General features: G+C 73.2%; 13 protein-coding genes and 1 tRNA gene. 7 read left to right on the top strand and 7 right to left on the bottom strand.

Features of this window, described 5'->3' with window-relative positions:
- Positions 1–56: 56 nt before the first annotated feature.
- Both WMF14_RS11930 and WMF14_RS11935 read right to left on the bottom strand, forming a co-directional pair.
- A complete protein-coding gene (locus WMF14_RS11930; protein ID WP_437800961.1) occupies positions 57–2,618 on the bottom strand; it encodes a hypothetical protein in 2,562 nt (853 codons plus the stop codon).
- A gap of 93 nt (positions 2,619–2,711) precedes the next feature.
- Positions 2,712–2,858 (bottom strand): hypothetical protein, encoded by a 147-nt coding sequence (locus WMF14_RS11935; protein ID WP_437800963.1) that lies wholly within the window; start codon positions 2,856–2,858, stop codon positions 2,712–2,714.
- Positions 2,859–3,016: 158 nt separating this feature from the next.
- Between WMF14_RS11935 and WMF14_RS11940 the strand changes: the two genes are divergently transcribed.
- The 3 genes from WMF14_RS11940 (at position 3,017) to WMF14_RS11950 (ending at position 7,273) form a co-directional block, all read left to right on the top strand.
- Positions 3,017–3,880: a hypothetical protein gene (locus WMF14_RS11940; protein WP_437800964.1), complete on the top strand. Its 864-nt coding sequence runs from the start codon at positions 3,017–3,019 to the stop codon at positions 3,878–3,880.
- Positions 3,881–4,277: 397 nt separating this feature from the next.
- A complete protein-coding gene (locus tag WMF14_RS11945; protein WP_437800966.1) occupies positions 4,278–5,693 on the top strand; it encodes a M16 family metallopeptidase in 1,416 nt (471 codons plus the stop codon).
- Positions 5,690–7,273, top strand: coding sequence for a M16 family metallopeptidase (locus WMF14_RS11950; RefSeq protein WP_437800968.1), 1,584 nt, complete (start codon positions 5,690–5,692; stop codon positions 7,271–7,273). Before WMF14_RS11945 ends, WMF14_RS11950 begins: the two co-directional genes overlap by 4 nt.
- 75 nt (positions 7,274–7,348) lie before the next feature.
- Here the strand turns inward: WMF14_RS11950 and WMF14_RS11955 are convergent, their stop codons facing one another.
- The 3 genes from WMF14_RS11955 to WMF14_RS11965 all read right to left on the bottom strand — a co-directional run bounded on the left by WMF14_RS11955 (position 7,349) and on the right by WMF14_RS11965 (position 13,279).
- On the bottom strand, positions 7,349–7,954 hold the full coding sequence (locus WMF14_RS11955; protein ID WP_437800970.1) for a hypothetical protein: 606 nt from the start codon (positions 7,952–7,954) through the stop codon (positions 7,349–7,351).
- 66 nt (positions 7,955–8,020) lie between these two features.
- Positions 8,021–9,478, bottom strand: coding sequence for a DUF6600 domain-containing protein (locus tag WMF14_RS11960; RefSeq protein ID WP_437800972.1), 1,458 nt, complete (start codon positions 9,476–9,478; stop codon positions 8,021–8,023).
- A 201-nt stretch (positions 9,479–9,679) separates the two neighbouring features.
- Positions 9,680–13,279, bottom strand: a complete 3,600-nt coding sequence (locus tag WMF14_RS11965) for a HEAT repeat domain-containing protein (protein ID WP_437800974.1) — start codon at positions 13,277–13,279, stop codon at positions 9,680–9,682.
- A 122-nt stretch (positions 13,280–13,401) separates the two neighbouring features.
- On the opposite strand from WMF14_RS11965, the gene WMF14_RS11970 reads away from it, so the two are divergent.
- From WMF14_RS11970 to WMF14_RS11980, 3 genes are read left to right on the top strand one after another with little or no spacing between them, the layout of a single operon-like run.
- Positions 13,402–13,620, top strand: coding sequence for a hypothetical protein (locus WMF14_RS11970; RefSeq protein ID WP_437800976.1), 219 nt, complete (start codon positions 13,402–13,404; stop codon positions 13,618–13,620).
- A gap of 12 nt (positions 13,621–13,632) precedes the next feature.
- A complete protein-coding gene (locus WMF14_RS11975) occupies positions 13,633–14,859 on the top strand; it encodes a hypothetical protein (protein WP_437800978.1) in 1,227 nt (408 codons plus the stop codon).
- Positions 14,856–15,650, top strand: coding sequence for an MXAN_2562 family outer membrane beta-barrel protein (locus WMF14_RS11980; RefSeq protein ID WP_272101762.1), 795 nt, complete (start codon positions 14,856–14,858; stop codon positions 15,648–15,650). The genes WMF14_RS11975 and WMF14_RS11980 overlap by 4 nt, the downstream gene beginning before the upstream one ends.
- Before the next feature lie 42 nt (positions 15,651–15,692).
- Here the strand turns inward: WMF14_RS11980 and WMF14_RS11985 are convergent, their stop codons facing one another.
- Both WMF14_RS11985 and WMF14_RS11990 read right to left on the bottom strand, forming a co-directional pair.
- Positions 15,693–16,283, bottom strand: coding sequence for a serine protease (locus WMF14_RS11985; RefSeq protein WP_437800980.1), 591 nt, complete (start codon positions 16,281–16,283; stop codon positions 15,693–15,695).
- Positions 16,284–16,451: 168 nt separating this feature from the next.
- Positions 16,452–16,525, bottom strand: a tRNA-Pro gene (locus tag WMF14_RS11990).
- 206 nt (positions 16,526–16,731) lie between these two features.
- Between WMF14_RS11990 and WMF14_RS11995 the strand changes: the two genes are divergently transcribed.
- The gene (locus WMF14_RS11995) at positions 16,732–17,133 is read left to right on the top strand and encodes a VOC family protein (protein WP_437800982.1); all 402 of its coding nucleotides are present in this window, start codon (positions 16,732–16,734) and stop codon (positions 17,131–17,133) included.
- Positions 17,134–17,176 lie beyond the last annotated feature (43 nt).

Here is a 17,176-nt window from a genome sequence, read left to right on the forward strand (position 1 = left end):
GGTCACGGCTCGCGTCGTTGGACCCGAAGCGCGGGCTGCGGGTGCGAGTCGACGTCCTAGCCGGCCTCCGCCCGCGAGATCCACCGGAGCGCCTCGGGCAGGACGTCGGCGACGGCGGCGAGCGCGTCCTCCCCGCCGATGCGCGCGATGAGGGGCGCGAGCTGTTCCACGCCGCCCCAGCGGCTCAGGGTCGCGACGAGCGTGACCTGCTCGGCTGCGTTCCCGAGGCTCACGGAGAACAGCTTCGCTGCGTCCGCAAGTGACATCCAGGGTGCGCAGCGCACCACGCTCTCCAGCCCGTCGGTATCTCGATCGTCGTGGTAGGCAGCGACGGCACGCGCGGCGAGCGCAGGGCGCGACGGCTCGGGGGCGGCGCGACAGAGCGCCGCGAGGGCCGTGATGCGCGCTGCCTCGGAGCCACCTCCGCCTGCCCGTTCGGCGATTTCGACGGCAGCATCGAGGCCGAGCACCTGGATGGCTTCGGCTGGGTGTTCGCAGACGAGCTTCGCGGCGACCCATGCGGGGTCGAGCGCAGCCACCGCCTTGCGCGCGGCTTGCACGAGGGAGCGGCCGCCCTCGGTCGCCGCGGCGCGGAGCAGCGCGCGAGCGCCGTGGGTGCCACCGCCACAGAGCTCTCGGATGACGTCGAGCACGCGTCCCGGCGCACCGAGCTGGGCGAACCGCACGGCCAACGCGGCGCCCATTCCCGTCGTCGGATCGTCAAAGAGCTTCGAGAGCTCAACCAGCCCTAGGAATGGAACAACAGCCGTGGTGCAGGTCTCGTCGTCAAGCCGCTCCGCGTCTGCATCAAAGTCAACGAAGAACGCATCGAACACCACCCCGACGGCTCTGGCCCGCTCGTCATCGGGCAGCTTCGACAAGAGCGGTGCCAGGGCGTTCGCGCGTGACCTCGGTTCGAGGGACATCGCCGCGCGAAAGAGGGCGAGCGCCTGCCCCTCCGGCGCGGCGAGCTGCGCGAGCGCACGCCCCGGCTTCGCGCTCACCAGCGCGCGCTCGATGGCTTGTTGGACCAGCGCTACCGCTTCCGACGGGGGCAGGAAGCTGGCTGCGGTGAGCCACGCGTGCAAGTAGATGTCGGGCCCTTTCTCCGCACGCCATGTGGCGGAGACCGCCCAGCGCGCGCACATCGCGGCCTCGCCCCCGGACGCAGCACGCGCCGCGGTGAGCAATGCGAGCGCATCTTCCCACCCATCGCCGCGCCACGCGGCGCCGGTCCGACGTACGACGTCGAGCGCGCGCGCCTCGATGTGTGCGCGCAGCGATGGTGAGGCGTGCGCCGCGAGCGCGAAGAGCGCCACGGCGAGCGCCCGCTCCGTGTCGTTCCACGCCTCCTTGCCGGGCTCGTCCGCCTCAGGGGGCCACGCGTGGCGCAGCGTCGCGAGCGCGCCCTGCGCCATCGCGAGCCTCACGAAGCTCGATAGCGCTTCGGACGGGATTCCCATGGCGTCCGCGCCGTCAAGCGGCGCCGTCAGCGTGCGTCGCACGCGCCCCAGCTCCATCCGGCGCGCGGCGACATCCTCGCGGGAGCGCGGCCAGGCCCACCGCGGGTCGCATAGCTGGAGGAGATCGGCGTGCGGCGCTCCCGACGCGACGAGGTGATCGCCGGCATAGCGGCGGAGGTAGATCAGCGCGCGAGATTGGGCGTTGTCGACGCCCTCCCAGGTGCGAACGAGGGCCTGGGCAGCCTCAGCGAACCGTCGCTCGGCGAGCGCCACGTGCTCCTGGTTCGCGGCCGCCCAGGCGGCGCGCAAAGCTTCGTGACGAAAGCGAATCCGGTGACCCTCTTCATGCCATATGATCACCGAATCCAGGGCGTCGCGGTGCGCATCGAGCCACCCGGTCACCTCGGCCACCTGCGCATCGAGGAGCAGAGCCAGCGCGGAGATGTCGAGCGGCGCGAACGCGCACGCGAGGATCGCCATGAGCGTCTCCAACCGCACTGCACCACGCTCGCGAAGCGAGGTCGCGATCGCCTCTACATGGGCGCGTGGACCTGGACCGTCGACCGCCGCCCAGGCGAGCTTGTCGCGGAGAGCTGGATCGATCTCATCGATACGGAACCCGTCGACCGGAATGTACGTCACGCGCTCGGTGCGGAAATTGAGGCGCTCTGCCCACCGCTCGGCGACATCGCGCGTGCCGGAGACCGCCACCAGCACACGCGCGGCGGGCCCCGGGTCGTCCAGCACAGAACGGCGCGGGTTCTCCGGCCAGTCCACGCATGCGTCAGGCGCGATGAGACCGAGCAGGAGCTGCGGCTGCCCGTCGTCGCCGTCCCAGTTCATGATTCGGTTCACGAGGCTCGTGCGAACGCCGAAAGCATGTTCGCTGAACCCTGTGCCCTCGGGCCACGGACCTGCTGAGAGCCTCGCGAGCGCCTCTTCCTCGAAGGCAGCACCGAACACGCGTCCAGCGTGGACGACGAGCTTCAGCGTTCCAGGAGCGGTGATCGAACAGAAGAAGCGTTCGAGGACGGTGCTCTTCCCCGCGCCGGGCGGACCGTGGACGATGCATGCCGCGGGGCGGCCCGCATCATACCAGGCCCGCAGCCCTTCGAGCGCTCTGGACTGACCTTTGCCAAAGAACCGTCCTGCCACCGGGCTCTCCTGAACATGAGAAAGACTCATCATCTTGGCTTGTACGGGCCGAACTTGCCGCGTTTGTCTCCCTCGGGACAGGGCACCCGGCCATCAGGACACGCAGCTGGCCATCAGGACAGGGTACCCGGTCATCAGGACACGCTGCTCGGTCATCAGGACAGGGTACCCGGTCATCAGGACACGCTGCTCGGTCATCAGGACAGGGTACCCGGTCTTCAGGACAGGGCAGCCGGCCATCAGGACATCCCACCCCGACGCTTTTCCCTCCGGTGGACCTCGATCGCGTCCGGATCGTGCGTCTGCTCTGGACAGCGCTTCGAGCGGACTCATCTTCGCGTCTCCGCGCCGCGCCCGGAGGGGGCGAGGGACGCAGGAGGAGGGGTCGAGCAATCATCATGGCCAAGCAGGGGAAGGACTACGATCGCTGGGTCAAGGCCGCCGCCGAGCAGGGGCGGACCGATAACCCGCTGAGCCTGCCGTACGACGTCGCCGTGCGCGAGGCGGTCGCCGCCGCGGCGTTCGTGAAGAAGTACTGGGAGCCCGACGGCGATCGCCCGGGCCTCAAGCGCGTCAAGAACCGACTGCCCGCTTCGAGCAGCGACGATCTGCTCTCCATCGTCCACGCCGTGCAGGAGGCGCAGACTCGGCTGCTCCTCATCGTCGACCCCGCCGTGGCCGACGTCGGAGAGCGCGCCAGGTTCGTTGTCGATGAGCTCGAGTCGGCGCTCGAGTTCCTGCTCGACGATGACGTCGACGAGCCCGCCGACGCGCAGCTCGCGCGCATCAAGGAGTTTCACGCGCAGGACGGCCAGCGCTCCAGCGCCCTCTCCCAGGCGCTCCGCGATTACGCGGGGCTCGCGGCGTCGCTCGAGGAACGCCTGGTCGAGGCAGATGAGGAGTTCGATGTCCGCCTCATCGTCGAGGCCAGGAAGCTCGCGGAGGACCTGCAACGGCGAGCGCTGCAGACGATCCCCGACGGCGACACCTCGGCCGCCGCGACCGCGACCCGCAATCAGCTCCTGCACCTCATGCTCGAGCGCATCGGCGCGATCCGGAAGACGGCGGCGCACGTCTTCCGCCGCCATCCGGAGATCGTCCGCGAGGTCACGAGCGCCTACGAGCGGCGCCGCCGCGCTGCAGCGCGGCGGGAAAAGGCCCGCAAGACCGCAGAGGGCAAGGTGGCCGGCAACCGGCCGGGGGCAGCGCCTCCGCCTCCGCCCGCGGCGTCCACGGCACCGGCCGGCGCTCAGCCCTCGTAAACCCCACCCTACCCCGTCCGCGTCGCACGCTCCTTCTGCATCTGTGGTGCGTTCGTCCTTCGTGACAAACTGACAACCACACCCGTTGGCCGGGCGCGGCTCCGTATCCATGCTCCCGCCCGCTTGCGCTCCGCCCGCGACCGGCGCAACCCTCGGGCTCATGCAGACCCGCGCGCGTCACCCGCCGCTCCCGCGCTCCACCGGGCCGATCCTGGTCGCCGTGGCCGCGGCCCTCTCTCTGTCCGGGCCGAAGCCCGCACCAGCAGCTCCGCCCGAGGCCACGTCCTCACCGCCGAAGGCCGCGCCAGCCGCGGCCCCGAAGGCTGCGCCAGCCGCGGCCCCGGCGTCCGCGCCAGCCGCGGCTCCGAAGGCTGCGCCAGCCTCAGCCCCGGCGCCCGTGCCGGCCGCGGCCCCGGCGCCCGCGGCTCCGAAGGTCGCGCCAGCCGCGGCCCCGGCGCCCGCGCTGGCCGCAGCCCCGGCGTCCGCACCCACCGCGCCTCAGTCCGCGGCCTCGCAGGCGCCGAAGCTCGACATCCCGTTCACCAAGTACACCCTCAAGAACGGCCTCACCGTGATCCTCCACGAGGACCACGCGCTGCCGATGGTCGCCCTGAACCTCATGGTCAAGGTCGGCTCGCGGTTCGAGGAGCCGGGGCGCACCGGCTTCGCGCACCTGTTCGAGCACCTCATGTTCATGGGCACCCACCGCGTCCCCACGAAGCAGTTCGACGCGTGGATGGAGGCCGAGGGCGGCTGGAACAACGCGTGGACCAGCGAGGACCGGACCGACTACCACGAGGTGGCGCCGGCCCACACGCTGCCGCTCCTGCTCTGGCTCGAGGCCGATCGGTTCTCGTCGCTCGCGGACAGCATGGACCTCCCGAAGCTCAACGCGCAGCGCGACGTCGTGCGGAACGAGCGCCGCCAGACGAGCGAGAATGAGCCCTACGGCAAGGTCGATCTCCTCATGCCCTCGCTGATGTACCCGGAGGGACACCCCTACCACCACCCCGTGATCGGCTCGCACGAGGACCTCCAGGCCGCGACCGTCGACGACGTCACGACGTTCTTCCGGCGGTGGTACGTGCCGAACAACGTCTCCCTCGTCGTGGCCGGCGACTTCGACGCGCAGAAGACGCGCGACCTCATCGAGCGGTTCTTCGGCGGCATCCCGGAGCGGCCCGTCCCCGCGGCGACCACGCCCGCGCCGGTGAAGCTGAGCGGCGTCGTGCGGAAGACGATCGAGGACAACGTGAACCTCCCCAAGGTGGTCATGGCCTGGCACAGCCCCCCGCAGTACGCGCCGGGCGACGCCGATCTCGACCTCCTCGCCACGGCGCTCGAGCAGGGGAAGGCGAGCCGCCTCTACAAGGCCCTCGTCTACGACAAGCAGCTCGCCCAGGAGGTGAGCGCCGTGCAGCACTCCGGCGATCTCGGCTCGACGTTCACCGTCGAGGCGATCGCGCGGCCAGGCGTGCCGCTCGAGAAGGTCGAGGCCGCCATCGACGCGGAGCTCGCCAAGGTGCGGGACGCGAAGCTGAGCCGCGAGGAGCTCGACCGGGCCAAGAACCAGTACGAGACCGCCTTCGTGACGGCGCTCGAGTCGGTCGCCGGCCGGGCCTCGATGCTCAACCGGTACGAGACGTCGAAGGGCCAGCCCGGGTTCGTGGAGCAGGATCTGAAGCGCTACCGCGACGCGACAGCGGAGTCGCTGCAGGCGTACGCGAAGAGCACCCTGGATCCCGACGCCCGGGTGATCCTGCGGGTCGTGCCGAAGGGCAGCGAAGACGCGAAGAAGGCGGTGACGAAATGAGAGCGACACACGCAGGCGCGATGATCGCGCTGGTCGCCGCGGCCCTCGGCTGCGAGCCGAGGACGCCGGCGCAGTCCGCAGCCCGGGCGGAGGCGCCGCGTCCGAGCGCCCCGCCGGCGGCCGCGAAGCCCGCGGACCCGCTCGGGCCCAGGCCGGAGCTGCCGAAGCCGCAGCCGTTCACGCCGCCGGCGCCGGTGGTGCTCGACGGGCCGAACGGCTCGAAGGTGTGGCTGCTCGAGCGCCACACGCTGCCGATCGTGTCCGTGGCCATCTCCGTCGCGTCGGGGGCGGCGGACGATCCGAAGGGCGCGGCGGGGCTCGCGCACATCACCGCGGACATGCTCGACGAGGGCGCGGGGACGCGGAGCGCGGTGGAGCTGTCCAGCGCGATCAACGACCTCGGCGCGACGCTCTCGGTCGGGGCGCGCGCCGACGGCAGCGTCGCGACGCTCTCCGTGCTGAAGAAGAACTTCGACAAGGCGTTCTCGCTGCTCGCCGACGTGGTCGCGCGCCCGCGGTTCGAGGCGAAGGAGTGGAAGCGCGTCAGCGAGCTCTGGCAGAACGACCTCAGGAAGCGCGGCGACGACGCGACGCGGGTCTCGGGGCTGGTCTCGATGGCCGCGCTCCACGGGCCGGGCACGCCGTACGGGCACCCCGTCGACGGGCTGGTCGCGGACGCGAAGTCGATCGGCCTCCCGGCCGTGAAGGCGTTCTACAAGGCGGCGTGGCGCCCGGACCGCGCGGTGATCACCGTGGTCGGCGACATCACCCGGGACGAGCTGCAGCAGGCGCTCTCGCGCGATCTCGGGACGTGGTCGGCGAAGGGCGCCACGGCGAGCGCCGCGCCGGCCACGAAGGGCGCGGCGGCGAGCGCCGCGCCGGCCGCGAAGGGCGCGCCGGCAGCGCAGGGCGCGGCGGCCGCCGCGCCGGCCTGGAAGCCGCCGCGGCTTGTGCTCGTCGACCGCCCGGGGGCGCCGCAGTCGGTGATCGCGGCCGTGCGGGAGGGGGTCGCCGCGAGCGATCCTCGGCGGCCGCTGCTCCAGCTCGTCAACTCCGCGCTCGGCGGCTCGTTCACGTCGCGCTTGAACCAGAACCTGCGCGAGGATCACGGCTGGTCCTACGGCGCCGGCTCGGCGTTCACCGAGACGAGGCTGCCGGGCGCGTTCGTGGCGCGGGCCTCCGTCGTCACCGAGGCGACCGGACCCGCCCTGAAGGAGATGCTCGCCGAGCTCGCCAAGATGGCCGACTCCGGGCTGACCCGTGACGAGCTGGCGAAGGTGCAGGCGCAGGACCGCGCGGATCTCGTCTCCGCCTACGAGACAGTGAACCGCACCGCGCAGCGCCTCGGGACGCTGGCGCGGCTCGAGCTGCCGGAGACGTTCGACGGCGACGCGAGCAAGGCGCGGCAGGGCGCGACGCTGGCGACCCTGGCGGAGCTCGCGAGGGCCGTGGATCCGAAGGGGGCGACCGTCGTGGTCGTGGGACCGCGGCAGGAGATCCTGCCGCAGCTCCAGGCGATCGGCCTCGGCGAGCCGGAGGCGTGGGACGTCGAGGGGCAGCCGATCCAGGCGAAGAAATAGCCCCGAGCGGCGCGCGTCCTCGCCGGGCGCTCCTCCCGCCGCGCGGGCAGCGGGAGGAGCGTCAGGATCGCGCCCTCAGGGCGCGGTCGGCTTGAAGTCGATCGGGTCGCTGGGCGCGCCCTCGTGCAGGACGCCGTCGCCGAACCAGTAGACGAAGCGGGGCTCCGGCGCCCCGTCGAGGTGGGCCTCCAAGCGGACGACGGCGCCCGGGGTGGTGGCAAACGTCATCGCGTCGATGTCCGAGCCGGTCTCAGCGTGGAAATACGCGACGCCGATGTCCACGAGGCGCGTCTCGTCCGTCTTTTCGATCTCGATCCCCGCGACGTCGATGAGCTCGGACGACGTGTCGACCGAGGCATAGAGATCGAAGCTGCAGACGACCTTGGAGGTGTTGGTGTCGCAGGTCGTCCAGAGCGTCCACGTCCCGCCCGCCGTGTACTCGACGAAGATGCCGACGCCCTCGCCCGGCTCGGTGCTCAGGGTGGCGTCCGTGTCGACGGCGACGCGCCGCACGTCGTCCGCGGGCGGCGGGGGAACGCTGCCGTCGTCGCCGTCGTCCCAGTCATCGTGGACATGATGGCCATCGTGGTCGCCGTCCTCGTCGACGATGATGCAACCGGCCGAGGCGAGGGGCGCGGCGACGAGAAGGAACGACCACAGCCCCAGTGAACGACGCTTCACAAAGTCAGCGGAAAGAGTCATCGGATCTTCTCCTGCTCGTGGACGTCGCAAGACGTGGACCAAGCGCTACCTCGACCGCGGGCGACCGGACGCCGGCGCCGTCTTCCCCGGAGCCGGGCCCGACGGGAGGTGGAACCTGGGGCGCGGCGGCGACGACGGCGCGCTCGGGAGCGCGCGCGGCTTCGCGATCGGCTGCGGCGCCGGCGTCGCCTGCGGCAGCGGTCGCGGCGCGGTGGCCGACGGCGATCGGTGCGGGAGGTCGCGCGTGGCGGCCGGCGTGCCGACGGGGCGCGGCGCCGGGGAGGCCGGCGTCTCCGGGGCGGGGAGGGGCGACGCCGGCGTGACCGCCGGCCGCGAGGGCCGGTGCGATGGGCTCACGCCGGCGCGGTGCAGCGCGCCCGCGTCGGACACGCCCCGCGCCGGGAGGCCCGGCCTGGCGACCGGGGCCGGAGCGTCGCCGTCGCGCGTCCCCCGCGGGTGCAGCGGCGTGCGCAGCGCGGGCGCCGCGCGACGGTCGTCGCCCGCGGGCGACGCCGGACGGCGCGCCGGCGGGGCCGCGAGGCGTGCGCTCGGCGTCGTGCTCCTGTGGGCGTAAGCGAGGGCGCGAGGATCCGGCCTGTCGCGGTGCCTCGGCGCGGCCGAGGAGGGGACGCCGGCCTCCGCGAGCGACGGCGAGGCCGGCCGGTAGCCGCCAGGACGGATGCCGTGGGACGGGCTCGAGCGGCCCGCGCCCCCGTCGCCGCCCGGGCGGACGTCGGCGCGCCCGGGCCTGCTCGCGGTGGGCCGCGCCGGCCTGTAGGTGTGCGAGTGCGCGGCGACGCGCCGGACGACCTCGCGATCGCGGATGACGTGCGTGTGGACGTGGCGGTGGAAGACGTGCGTCGTCGGGCAGAAGACGTACGCGGCAGGGGGGACGGTCCACAGCGAGACCGCGACGCCGCTGCTCCAGGTGTAGGTCGGCGGCATCGGGGCCCAGCCGACGTAGCCGGCGTCACCGACGCGCCAGACGACCCACGCCGGGGCGTACGTGCGCCCCGGGATCCAGGCCCAGCCGTGGGAGGAGATCCAGACCCAGCGGCCATAGTGGAAGGGGATGTGGCCCCACGTGTAGTCGCTGACCCAGAGCCACTCGCCGTCGTCGGTCAGCGCCCAGTGGCCCGCTGTCTGGTAGGGCGCGAAATCGGGGCCGACCACGACCGCGGAGGGCACCCAGACCGTGCCGTAGCTCGGGTCGTCGACCCAGGTGCCGTACGCGGCGAGCGGCTGCTGGAACTCGACGAGGGCGCTCGGGTCGGTGTCTTCGTACTCGTCCGCCTCGATCTGCGCCTGCGCGCTCACGCGGACATCGACCTGGACCGGCGCGGCCTCGGCGGGCTGGGCGGCGGCGCTCGCGGGCGCGGCGATGAGCGCGGCGAGCAGCGGCAGGGCGCCGCCGAGCCGGCGGAGCCGGGCCCCGGGGATGCCCGGCGCCGCGGGGGCAGGGCGCGAGGGGGAAGCGGACAGCGGGAGAGGCATCGGCAGCATGATGGGTCCTTCTGGAAGGGGGTGCCAGGGAGAGGTCGGGCTGGCCTCGGGCGCCCTCGGATCTCTTCAGACGTCCCTGCGCGCTCGACGTTGCACATTGCAGGCCACGTTCCGGAGCGCCGCGCTGGCGTGTCATGCGCCGCTGCGCCCGACCGAGGTTGAGGCACGGGAACCCGACCGATGTTGAGGCGTCGGCGCTCCTCAATCGAGGTCGCTGTCGTCGAGCGCCGGCGTCTCGTCCCCCGGGGGCGGCGCTCTCCCGGGCAGCGCCGGCGGCTTCGGAAGGAGCGACAGCCGCGCGTGCGCGTCGGCCAGCTTGCGGTCAGCCTCGCGCAGGCGCCGGTTCAGCACCCGGATCACGGCGTCCGCGATCTCGGCCGTCTCCCGCACCGCCTCGTGGAAATCCTCGGCGGAGACCCGGAGCAGCTCCGCGTCCTCGGTCACCACCGCGGTCGAGGCCCTCGGCTCGCTGTCGAAGAGCGACATCTCGCCGAACACGTCGTTCGCGCCGAGGCGCGCGATCTCGCGGCCGTCCAGGGTGAGGCTCACCTCGCCCGAGATGATCGAGTAGAGCGCGCCGCCCGGCTCGCCCTGGCGGAAGATGACGTCGCCCCGGACCAGCGACACCACGAGCGAGCCGCGCGCCAGCGCCACCAGATCGTCGCCGGCCACGCGGGAGAAGAGCGGAACGCGCTGGAGGAACAGGACCTTCTCGATCGTCGTGTACATCTCGTCCTCGGGGTCGATGCCGGTGCCGCCGGTGACCGTCCAGTATCGTGCGTAACGGGCCACCGCGGGATCCTCGTCGGCCCGCAGCGCGCCCAGGCGCTCGCGGGCGCCCGGCGGCGACGTGACGGCGACCGCGATGGCGGCCGCCTCGCGGACCAGCGGGTCCGGATCGTAGGTCGCGGCGAGCGCGTCCCCGGCGGCGCCGGAGATGGATCTCCGGGCGACGGCATCGAGCGCGAGCGCGGCGCTGTAGGGGTCGCCGCGCACGATCTCGTGGCGGATCCAGGAGATGACCCCGGCCTCCGGCGGCGCGGGCCTCCGGGGGAACGCGGCCGACAGCTCGAGCAGGCGCTCGACGAGGGAGACGAGGCGCTCGCGCAGCTGGCGGTCGAGGAGCGACTCCAGCACCTCGAACGCGTTGGCCCGCAGCGCGGGATCCGGGCCGAAGACGTGGGTGCGCACGAGGGCGACGACCTCGCGCGGGTAGGCGAGCTCGCACAGCCGGAGCACGCGGATGAGCCCCTTCCGCAGCCGGCGGAGCAGGTGCTGATCGAGCAGCGCGCCGGCGACGCGCGGGCGCACCGCGATGTACGCCTCGCGCGTGCGGACGTGCTCCACCGTCTCGTCGTCGATGCAGGCGCGGATCGCGCGGAGAGGCGCCGGCGGCGCGCGCAGCGCGAGGCGCAGGCGCGACGCCGACGCGAGCACCTTCTGGCGGAGGGCCTCGTTCGGGTGGTCGATCCGGGCGAGCAGCACGTCGAGCGCGTCGTGGCTGCAGAGCCGCGCGAGCACCCGCGGGATCGCGAGCCGCACGGCCCGCGGGGTGCCGTCGTCGCCGAGGCGCGCCGCGAGCTCCGGGATGGCGTCGTCGCCGAGCGCCTCGATAGCCCGGGCCGCGGCCGGCGCGAGGGCGCGCTCGGCGAGCGCGTCCGCGAGCAGGGGGAGCAGGCGCGGGTCGGCGACGCTCGACGACGAGCGCACGGCCGCGCGCCGCACCGCGGGGTCGGGATCGCCGATGAGCCGCGCGAGCGCGCGCTGGAGCGACGCGTGGCCGACCAGGCCGAGGATCCGGGCGGCGGCGACGCGATCGCGGGGCGACGGGCTGTCGAGCAGCGCGCGCAGCCGCGGCGCGCCCTCGAGCATGCCGTCGAGGCCGCAGTAGCGCAGGAGCGCGGCGATCGCGGCGGCCCGGAGCTCCTCGCCGCCGTCCGCGTCCGCGGCGTCGCTCTCCCGCGCGAGCGCGAGCAGCTCGTCGTGCGCGTCCTCCCGCAGCAGCGCCGCGAGCGCGGCGACGGCGGCGACGCGGACGTCGGTGTTCCGGTCGTGGATCGCCGCGCGCGCGATGCTGGCGCCCTCCTCGTGCTCGAGCTCGGCCGCGAGGCGCACCGCGAGCGCGCGCACCCTGGCCGAGCCGTGGCGCGCGAGCGCGGGCACGGCCTCGCGCACGAGGGGCGGGTCGAGCTGCTGGAGCTGCTCGACCGCGAAGAGCACCTGCATCATGGCGCGGCTGTAGAGCGCCTCCTTGAGGATCGCGCGCGTCTGGGGGCCGTACGCGACGCTGTCCGGCTCGATCTGGCGGCGCATCAAGGTCCGGCGCATGGCGTCGAAGTAGCCGCGCCGCACGAGCGGGAGGAGGGCGATGGCGGCGGCGCAGAGCGGGAGGGAGTAGACGCCGATCCACGCGGCCTCCTCGACGAGCGCGGGGCCCGTCGCGGCGGTGGGCGCCACGGCGAGCAGGATCAGCGCGCCGAGCCCGTAGCCGAGGGGCTTGGCGATCGTGGAGACGAGCGTCCGCACCCGCTCCCGCAGCGCCGGCTGGAACGGGAAGAACAAGAGCTGCATCGTCGCGTCGTAGATCGTGAGCTGCAGCGCGTTGTCGCTCAGCTTGAGGATCGCGCCCCAGGCGAGCGACGGCGCCGCGAGCAGCGCGACGGTGCTGGCGGTGAACGCGGCCGGCATGGCGAGCAGCCCGCCGAGCACGCCGTGGCGCCGGAGGACCAGGGGGGTCGCGACGAGCTGCACGAGGAGGCCGACCACGCCGATGGCGCCGTAGAGGAACCCCATGAACCGGGTGAGCTCGTCGACGTGGGGGTAGGCCGTGAGGGCGATCGCCTTGAACTGGTAGTCGCCGATCGTGAGGACCGTGAAGAGGAGGAAGGTCAGGAGCGCGACGGTGAGGGCGTAGCGCGATCGCCACACTTCCAGGCGCGGAAGGCGGGCCTGGATGAGCGCTTCGTCGCCGGACGGGGGCCGCCCGAGCGGGTGGCGCCGCGCGAGCGCGGTCGTGAGCGCGGCCATGGCGAGGAGCGCCGCGATGAGCACGAACAGGAGGTTCTCGGTGCCGATCCACCGGACGACGGCGCCCGTCGCGAAGCCGCAGGCGACGGTGCCGACGACGCGCCCGCTGCCGATCAGGCCGAAGAGGCGCTTGGCGCTGCGCGGATCGTGCAGGTCCTGGGCGACGGCCCAGACGAGGACGGCGGTGAAGTTCGCGATGATCTCGGACCAGATGTAGAAGACCAGGATCGCGGCGCGCACCTCCTGGCCGATGAGGACGCGCAGCAGGGCGAACGTGACGGCGCCGAAGAGGGCGAAGGCGACGCACAGCTGGGCGCGCGGCAGGCGGCGGGCGACGCGGTCGTACGCGAGCGCGGCGACGGCGGAGGCGGCGCCGTACACGATCCACATCGGCGCGATCCAGGTGACGGGGAACCTGGTGAGGAAGAGCGCGTCGCGCGCGGAGCGGCCGACGACGAAGAGGAGGGCGGCGAGGAAGAGCAGGCAGAAGAGCAGCGCGGTCCGGTGCAGCTCGACACGGGTGAGCGGGACGCCGAGGACGGCGGTGTCGGCGTCGGGGGCGGCGCCGCTCGGCGGCAGCCGGCTGGGCCGGATCGAGGTCGGGCGCACCGACGGGGTGGCCCCGGACGCGAGGGACGAGGGCGCGCCTTCCGGGCGCTCGCTGGGCTGGCCGGGCTGCCCAGCGCGCGCCGGCTCCGGCGCCGTGGCGCGCTCCTTCGCGCTCGGCCCTGCCATCGAGCCCGGCTCCGGAGGAACGGCGTCGGTCGAGTCCACGTGCCTCAAGCTAGCCGAGCTCCCTCGAAGAGCGCGTGTTTCGGGCCACGCAGCGCGCACGTCGACCCATGGCGCCGCGCGGCGGTTCGCTCACCCTGCTGCTCCGCGGCGTCGATGCCAACTTGTCAGGAACGGACGGCGAGCATGGCCAGCTCGTCATGCAGCGCGCCTCCGAGCCTCCGAGGTGGGGCGTCGAGGACGCCTCCAAGGACGCCTCCGACGGGACCGCAGGGGCCTCCGAGGGCGCGTTCGACGCGGTCTCCGGCGTGGGCGCACGACCGTTTTCCCCGCCGTTCGAAGGGCTGTGCGGGGCATTTGCGGCGTGGTACGAGCTGTGCTGAAAGGACGCGCCCATGGACACGACAAGGTATCTCGTGCGGCCCCGGCCGCGAGGGCGGCGGCACCTCCCCCGGCTCTGCGCGGTGGCCCTCGCGGCGGCGGCGCTCGCCGGAGGCGCGCGACAGGCCGGCGCGACGGTGACCATCAGCACCGACGTGAAGCGGACCGAGCTGCAGCGGCCGGACGCGCAGTACCCGCTCTGGATCAGCCGCGAGGACTGCGTGACGAACAACGATCTCGAGTTCACGCTCACGCTGAGCGGCTTCTCGACGAGCGATACGCTCGCCGTCTGGGTCAGCGAGTCGCTGGACTGCCTTGCGTACTCGAACCGCGACACCGGCACGCGGTGCAAGCAGGTGTCGGCCCAGTCCAACCTGGATGACACGATGGTCGTCAAGGTGTCGGCGAAGGCGATCGCCGAGGCCCTCGGCGCGGAGGGGTGCGACAGCACGAGGGCCAGCACCGGCGCGGTCCCCCTGAACATCTATTTTCTGCGGCTCGAATCCTCGGACCAGGACAATCCGGATTCCGCCAAGTGGGATACCACCAAGATGGACCTCCAGGGCCCGAAGCCGCCGACCGGCGTGGTGGCGCACCCCGGAGATGGTCGTCTCCTCGTCGACTACACGCAGAACGAGGACGAGGACGTGCAGGGCTACTACCTCTATTGCGATGATGGGGGGCAATCCGCTGCAGCGTCGAGCGGGTCAGGGGGATCCGGCAGCGGCGGCGGAGCCGCTGGAGGCGGTGACGGAGCAGGGGGAGCCGGCGGCGGCGCAACGAGCGGCGGCGCAACGAGCGGCGGCGGCACAACAAGCGGCGGCAGCTCCGGCTGCCAGTCGTCGCTCCTGGTGTCGGGGGAGATCCCGGACTCCAAGTACCAGTGCGGCAGCGTGGGGAGGGCCAGCCGCGGCGAGGCCACGGAGGGCGTCGTCAACGGCAAGTCGTATGTCGTCGGCGTCGCGGCCTATGACCAGGTCGGGAATGCCGGGCCGCTGTCGGCGCTCTCCTGTGCGACCGCGACCGACGTCGACGGGTTCTTCGAGCAGTACCGGGACGCCGGCGGGCAAGCCGGCGGGGGCTTTTGCAGCATCGAAGGGCCGGTGGGGGCGGGCCGGTGGGCCGCCGCGCCGCTCGCCGCCGTCGCGGCCGGCGCGGCGCTCGGGTTGTGGCGCAGGAGCCGTCGTCGTCGACGCCACGCACACGCGCACGCGCGTTCCTTCACGCAGGAGAGCGAATGATCTGTCATCTCCGTCATCAGCTGGTCGCCGGCCTCGCCGGCGGCGCGGCGCTCCTCGCCGCCTCCGTGGCCGGCGCGCAAACGAGCCACGGGGTGGGCGACTGGCGGCAGCACGATCGGTCGAGGATCCAGCGGGAGGAGCGCTATGCGTCTCCTCAGAGCTTCGCGTTCGAGCTCCGCTTCGCCCCGTACTCTCCCCAGGTCGACGAGGAGTTCTCCGGCGCGGGCCCCTACGGGAAGACCTTCGGCGACGGCCAGAATTTCTATTTCGGGGTCGAGGTCGACTGGCTGCCGCTCCGGATCCCGTACGTCGGGGCGATCGGCCCAGGGCTCGGCTGGGGGTACACGTCGGCGTCGGCGAAGGCCTTCGTGGCGGGCAGCGACGACAGGGCCGAGGCAGAGGAGACCTCGCTCACCATCATGCCGATGCACCTGTCGGCCGTCCTCCGCGCCGACGAGCTGATGCGCAAGACGGGCGTCCCGATCGTGCCTTACGCGAAGGTGGGCCTGGGGATGGGGTTATGGACCACGACGTCGGGCCCCGGCACGCCGAAGCCCGATGGCGTCCGGGGCGAGGGCATCACGTGGGGCACGCACCTCGCGCTCGGCGGGATGCTCGCGCTCAACTGGCTGGACCTCCGCTCGGCCTCCCAGCTCGATGAGACGACGGGCATCAACCACACGTACCTGTTCGGCGAGTGGATGTTCGCGAACCTCGACGGGCTAGGCTCGCGCCCGCAGATGCACGTCGGCACCTCGACGTGGGTCCTGGGGCTGGCCTTCGACATGTGAGGCCCGGCGCCGCGTGATCGGCGCGCGGCGCCCGCACGCGCTTCACGGCGCGCTGCCGTCGAGCGGCGCGCCGCCGTCGTCTTCCTCGATCACCGTCGTTCCCCGCGGCCGGGAGGTCGTCGGGCGGCGCGGGGGGCTGTCGCTCGCGAAGGCCTCGACGGTCTCCTTGGACGGGGCCCCGAAGATGGGCACGACGAGCTCGCGCGCGGCGCCCTCGCGCTCGTACGCGATCTTGAGCTCGCTGGCGCTGGCCAGGGCGCGATAGGCAGCGAACAGGTCGTCCGGGCGCTCCAGGGTCGAGCCGTTGACCTGGGTGACGACGTCGCCGGTCTTGAGCTCGATGCTGCTCCAGTCCGCGGGCAGCGCGAGGATCTTCCAGCCGATGAACGCGCCCGCCCGGACGACCTCCTCGACCGGCACGCGCCGAAGGATCCAGGGCGGCCCCTGCATCAGCACCCGGTCGACGTCGGCGCGGGCGAGCTGCCCGGCGGGCGCCGCCTGCCTGGACGGCGCCGCGCTGTGCGCGCGCGGCGCCGGAGCCGCTGCCGGGGCGGCCGTCTGCGGCCCGCCGCACCCTGCGAGGAGGGGCAAGGAGAGGCATGCGCCGAGCAGGAGTGTTACGGGCGTCGACATCGGCGGGACTATGCGCAGCGGACCCGAGGAGGCCAAGTTCGATGCGCGGCGGGGGCGTGCCGGGTGCGATGGGGACGCGCGCGGCGGTCGAGCTGAGCCACGGGGCCGGGGCCATGGGGCTCAGCTCGACCGCCGGGCTCGCGAGGGGGCGAGGATTGTCGGAGAGGGTCGGGGAGGCGGGATTTGAACCCGCGACAACGAGCACCCAAAGCTCGTGCACTACCGGACTGTGCGACTCCCCGGGCAGAGCGCGTCCGCGAGCGGGACCATAGACGAGGCGCCCTGCCGGGGCAAGACAGGTCGCATCGGTGATCGAGCACGTCGAGCGCGCCGCGCGCCCGGCGTCGGCCGATCGAGCGCCCGGCGTCGGCGAGGCGCCAACCGCGCGGCGCCTGCGTGGCTTTTCGGGTGCGTCGCCGCGTGAAAGGCGCTGAAATGAGAGCGCAGCATGAGCGGGACGGTAGCGTCGCTGTCGGTCCATCACCTCGCCGTGGTCGTGGGCGACCTGGCGCGGGCCGAGGCGTTCTACGCGGGCGTCCTCGGATTGCCGGTGGTGCGGCGCTGGACGGACGACGCCGGAGCGCCGCGGTCGGTGTGGCTCGATCTCGGGGGCGGCGCCTTTCTGGCCGTGGAGCGGGCGGGGGCCGCCGGGCCGACGCGCGCCGACGAGGCGCCCGGCTGGCACTGCGTCGCCCTCGGGATCGCGCCGTCCGAGCGGGAGGCCTGGCGTCGCCGGCTGGCCGCGGGGGGCGTGGTCGTCGAGCGGGAGAGCGCCTACACGATGTACGCGCGCGATCCCGACGGGAACCTTGTGGCGCTCAGCCACTACCCGCAGGCGGGGCCGGGCTGATGGCGCGGACCGTGTGCAGCGCGCGTGGAGCGCCGTGGTGGGA

Origin of the sequence: Sorangium sp. So ce693, from assembly GCF_051521375.1 — a bacterium.
GTDB classification, from domain to species: Bacteria; Myxococcota_A; Polyangia; order Polyangiales; family Polyangiaceae; genus Sorangium; species Sorangium atrum.

What these genes read in the sequence shown, in the direction of transcription:
- WMF14_RS11935 (WP_437800963.1), bottom strand. Translation starts at nt 2,858, where the DNA reads ATGGCCGGCTGCCCTGTCCTGAAGACCGGGTACCCTGTCCTGATGACC.
- WMF14_RS11940 (WP_437800964.1), top strand. Translation starts at nt 3,017, where the DNA reads ATGGCCAAGCAGGGGAAGGACTACGATCGCTGGGTCAAGGCCGCCGCC.
- WMF14_RS11950 (WP_437800968.1), top strand. Translation starts at nt 5,690, where the DNA reads ATGAGAGCGACACACGCAGGCGCGATGATCGCGCTGGTCGCCGCGGCC.
- WMF14_RS11960 (WP_437800972.1), bottom strand. Translation starts at nt 9,478, where the DNA reads ATGCTGCCGATGCCTCTCCCGCTGTCCGCTTCCCCCTCGCGCCCTGCC.
- WMF14_RS11975 (WP_437800978.1), top strand. Translation starts at nt 13,633, where the DNA reads ATGGACACGACAAGGTATCTCGTGCGGCCCCGGCCGCGAGGGCGGCGG.
- WMF14_RS11980 (WP_272101762.1), top strand. Translation starts at nt 14,856, where the DNA reads ATGATCTGTCATCTCCGTCATCAGCTGGTCGCCGGCCTCGCCGGCGGC.
- WMF14_RS11985 (WP_437800980.1), bottom strand. Translation starts at nt 16,283, where the DNA reads ATGTCGACGCCCGTAACACTCCTGCTCGGCGCATGCCTCTCCTTGCCC.
- WMF14_RS11995 (WP_437800982.1), top strand. Translation starts at nt 16,732, where the DNA reads ATGAGCGGGACGGTAGCGTCGCTGTCGGTCCATCACCTCGCCGTGGTC.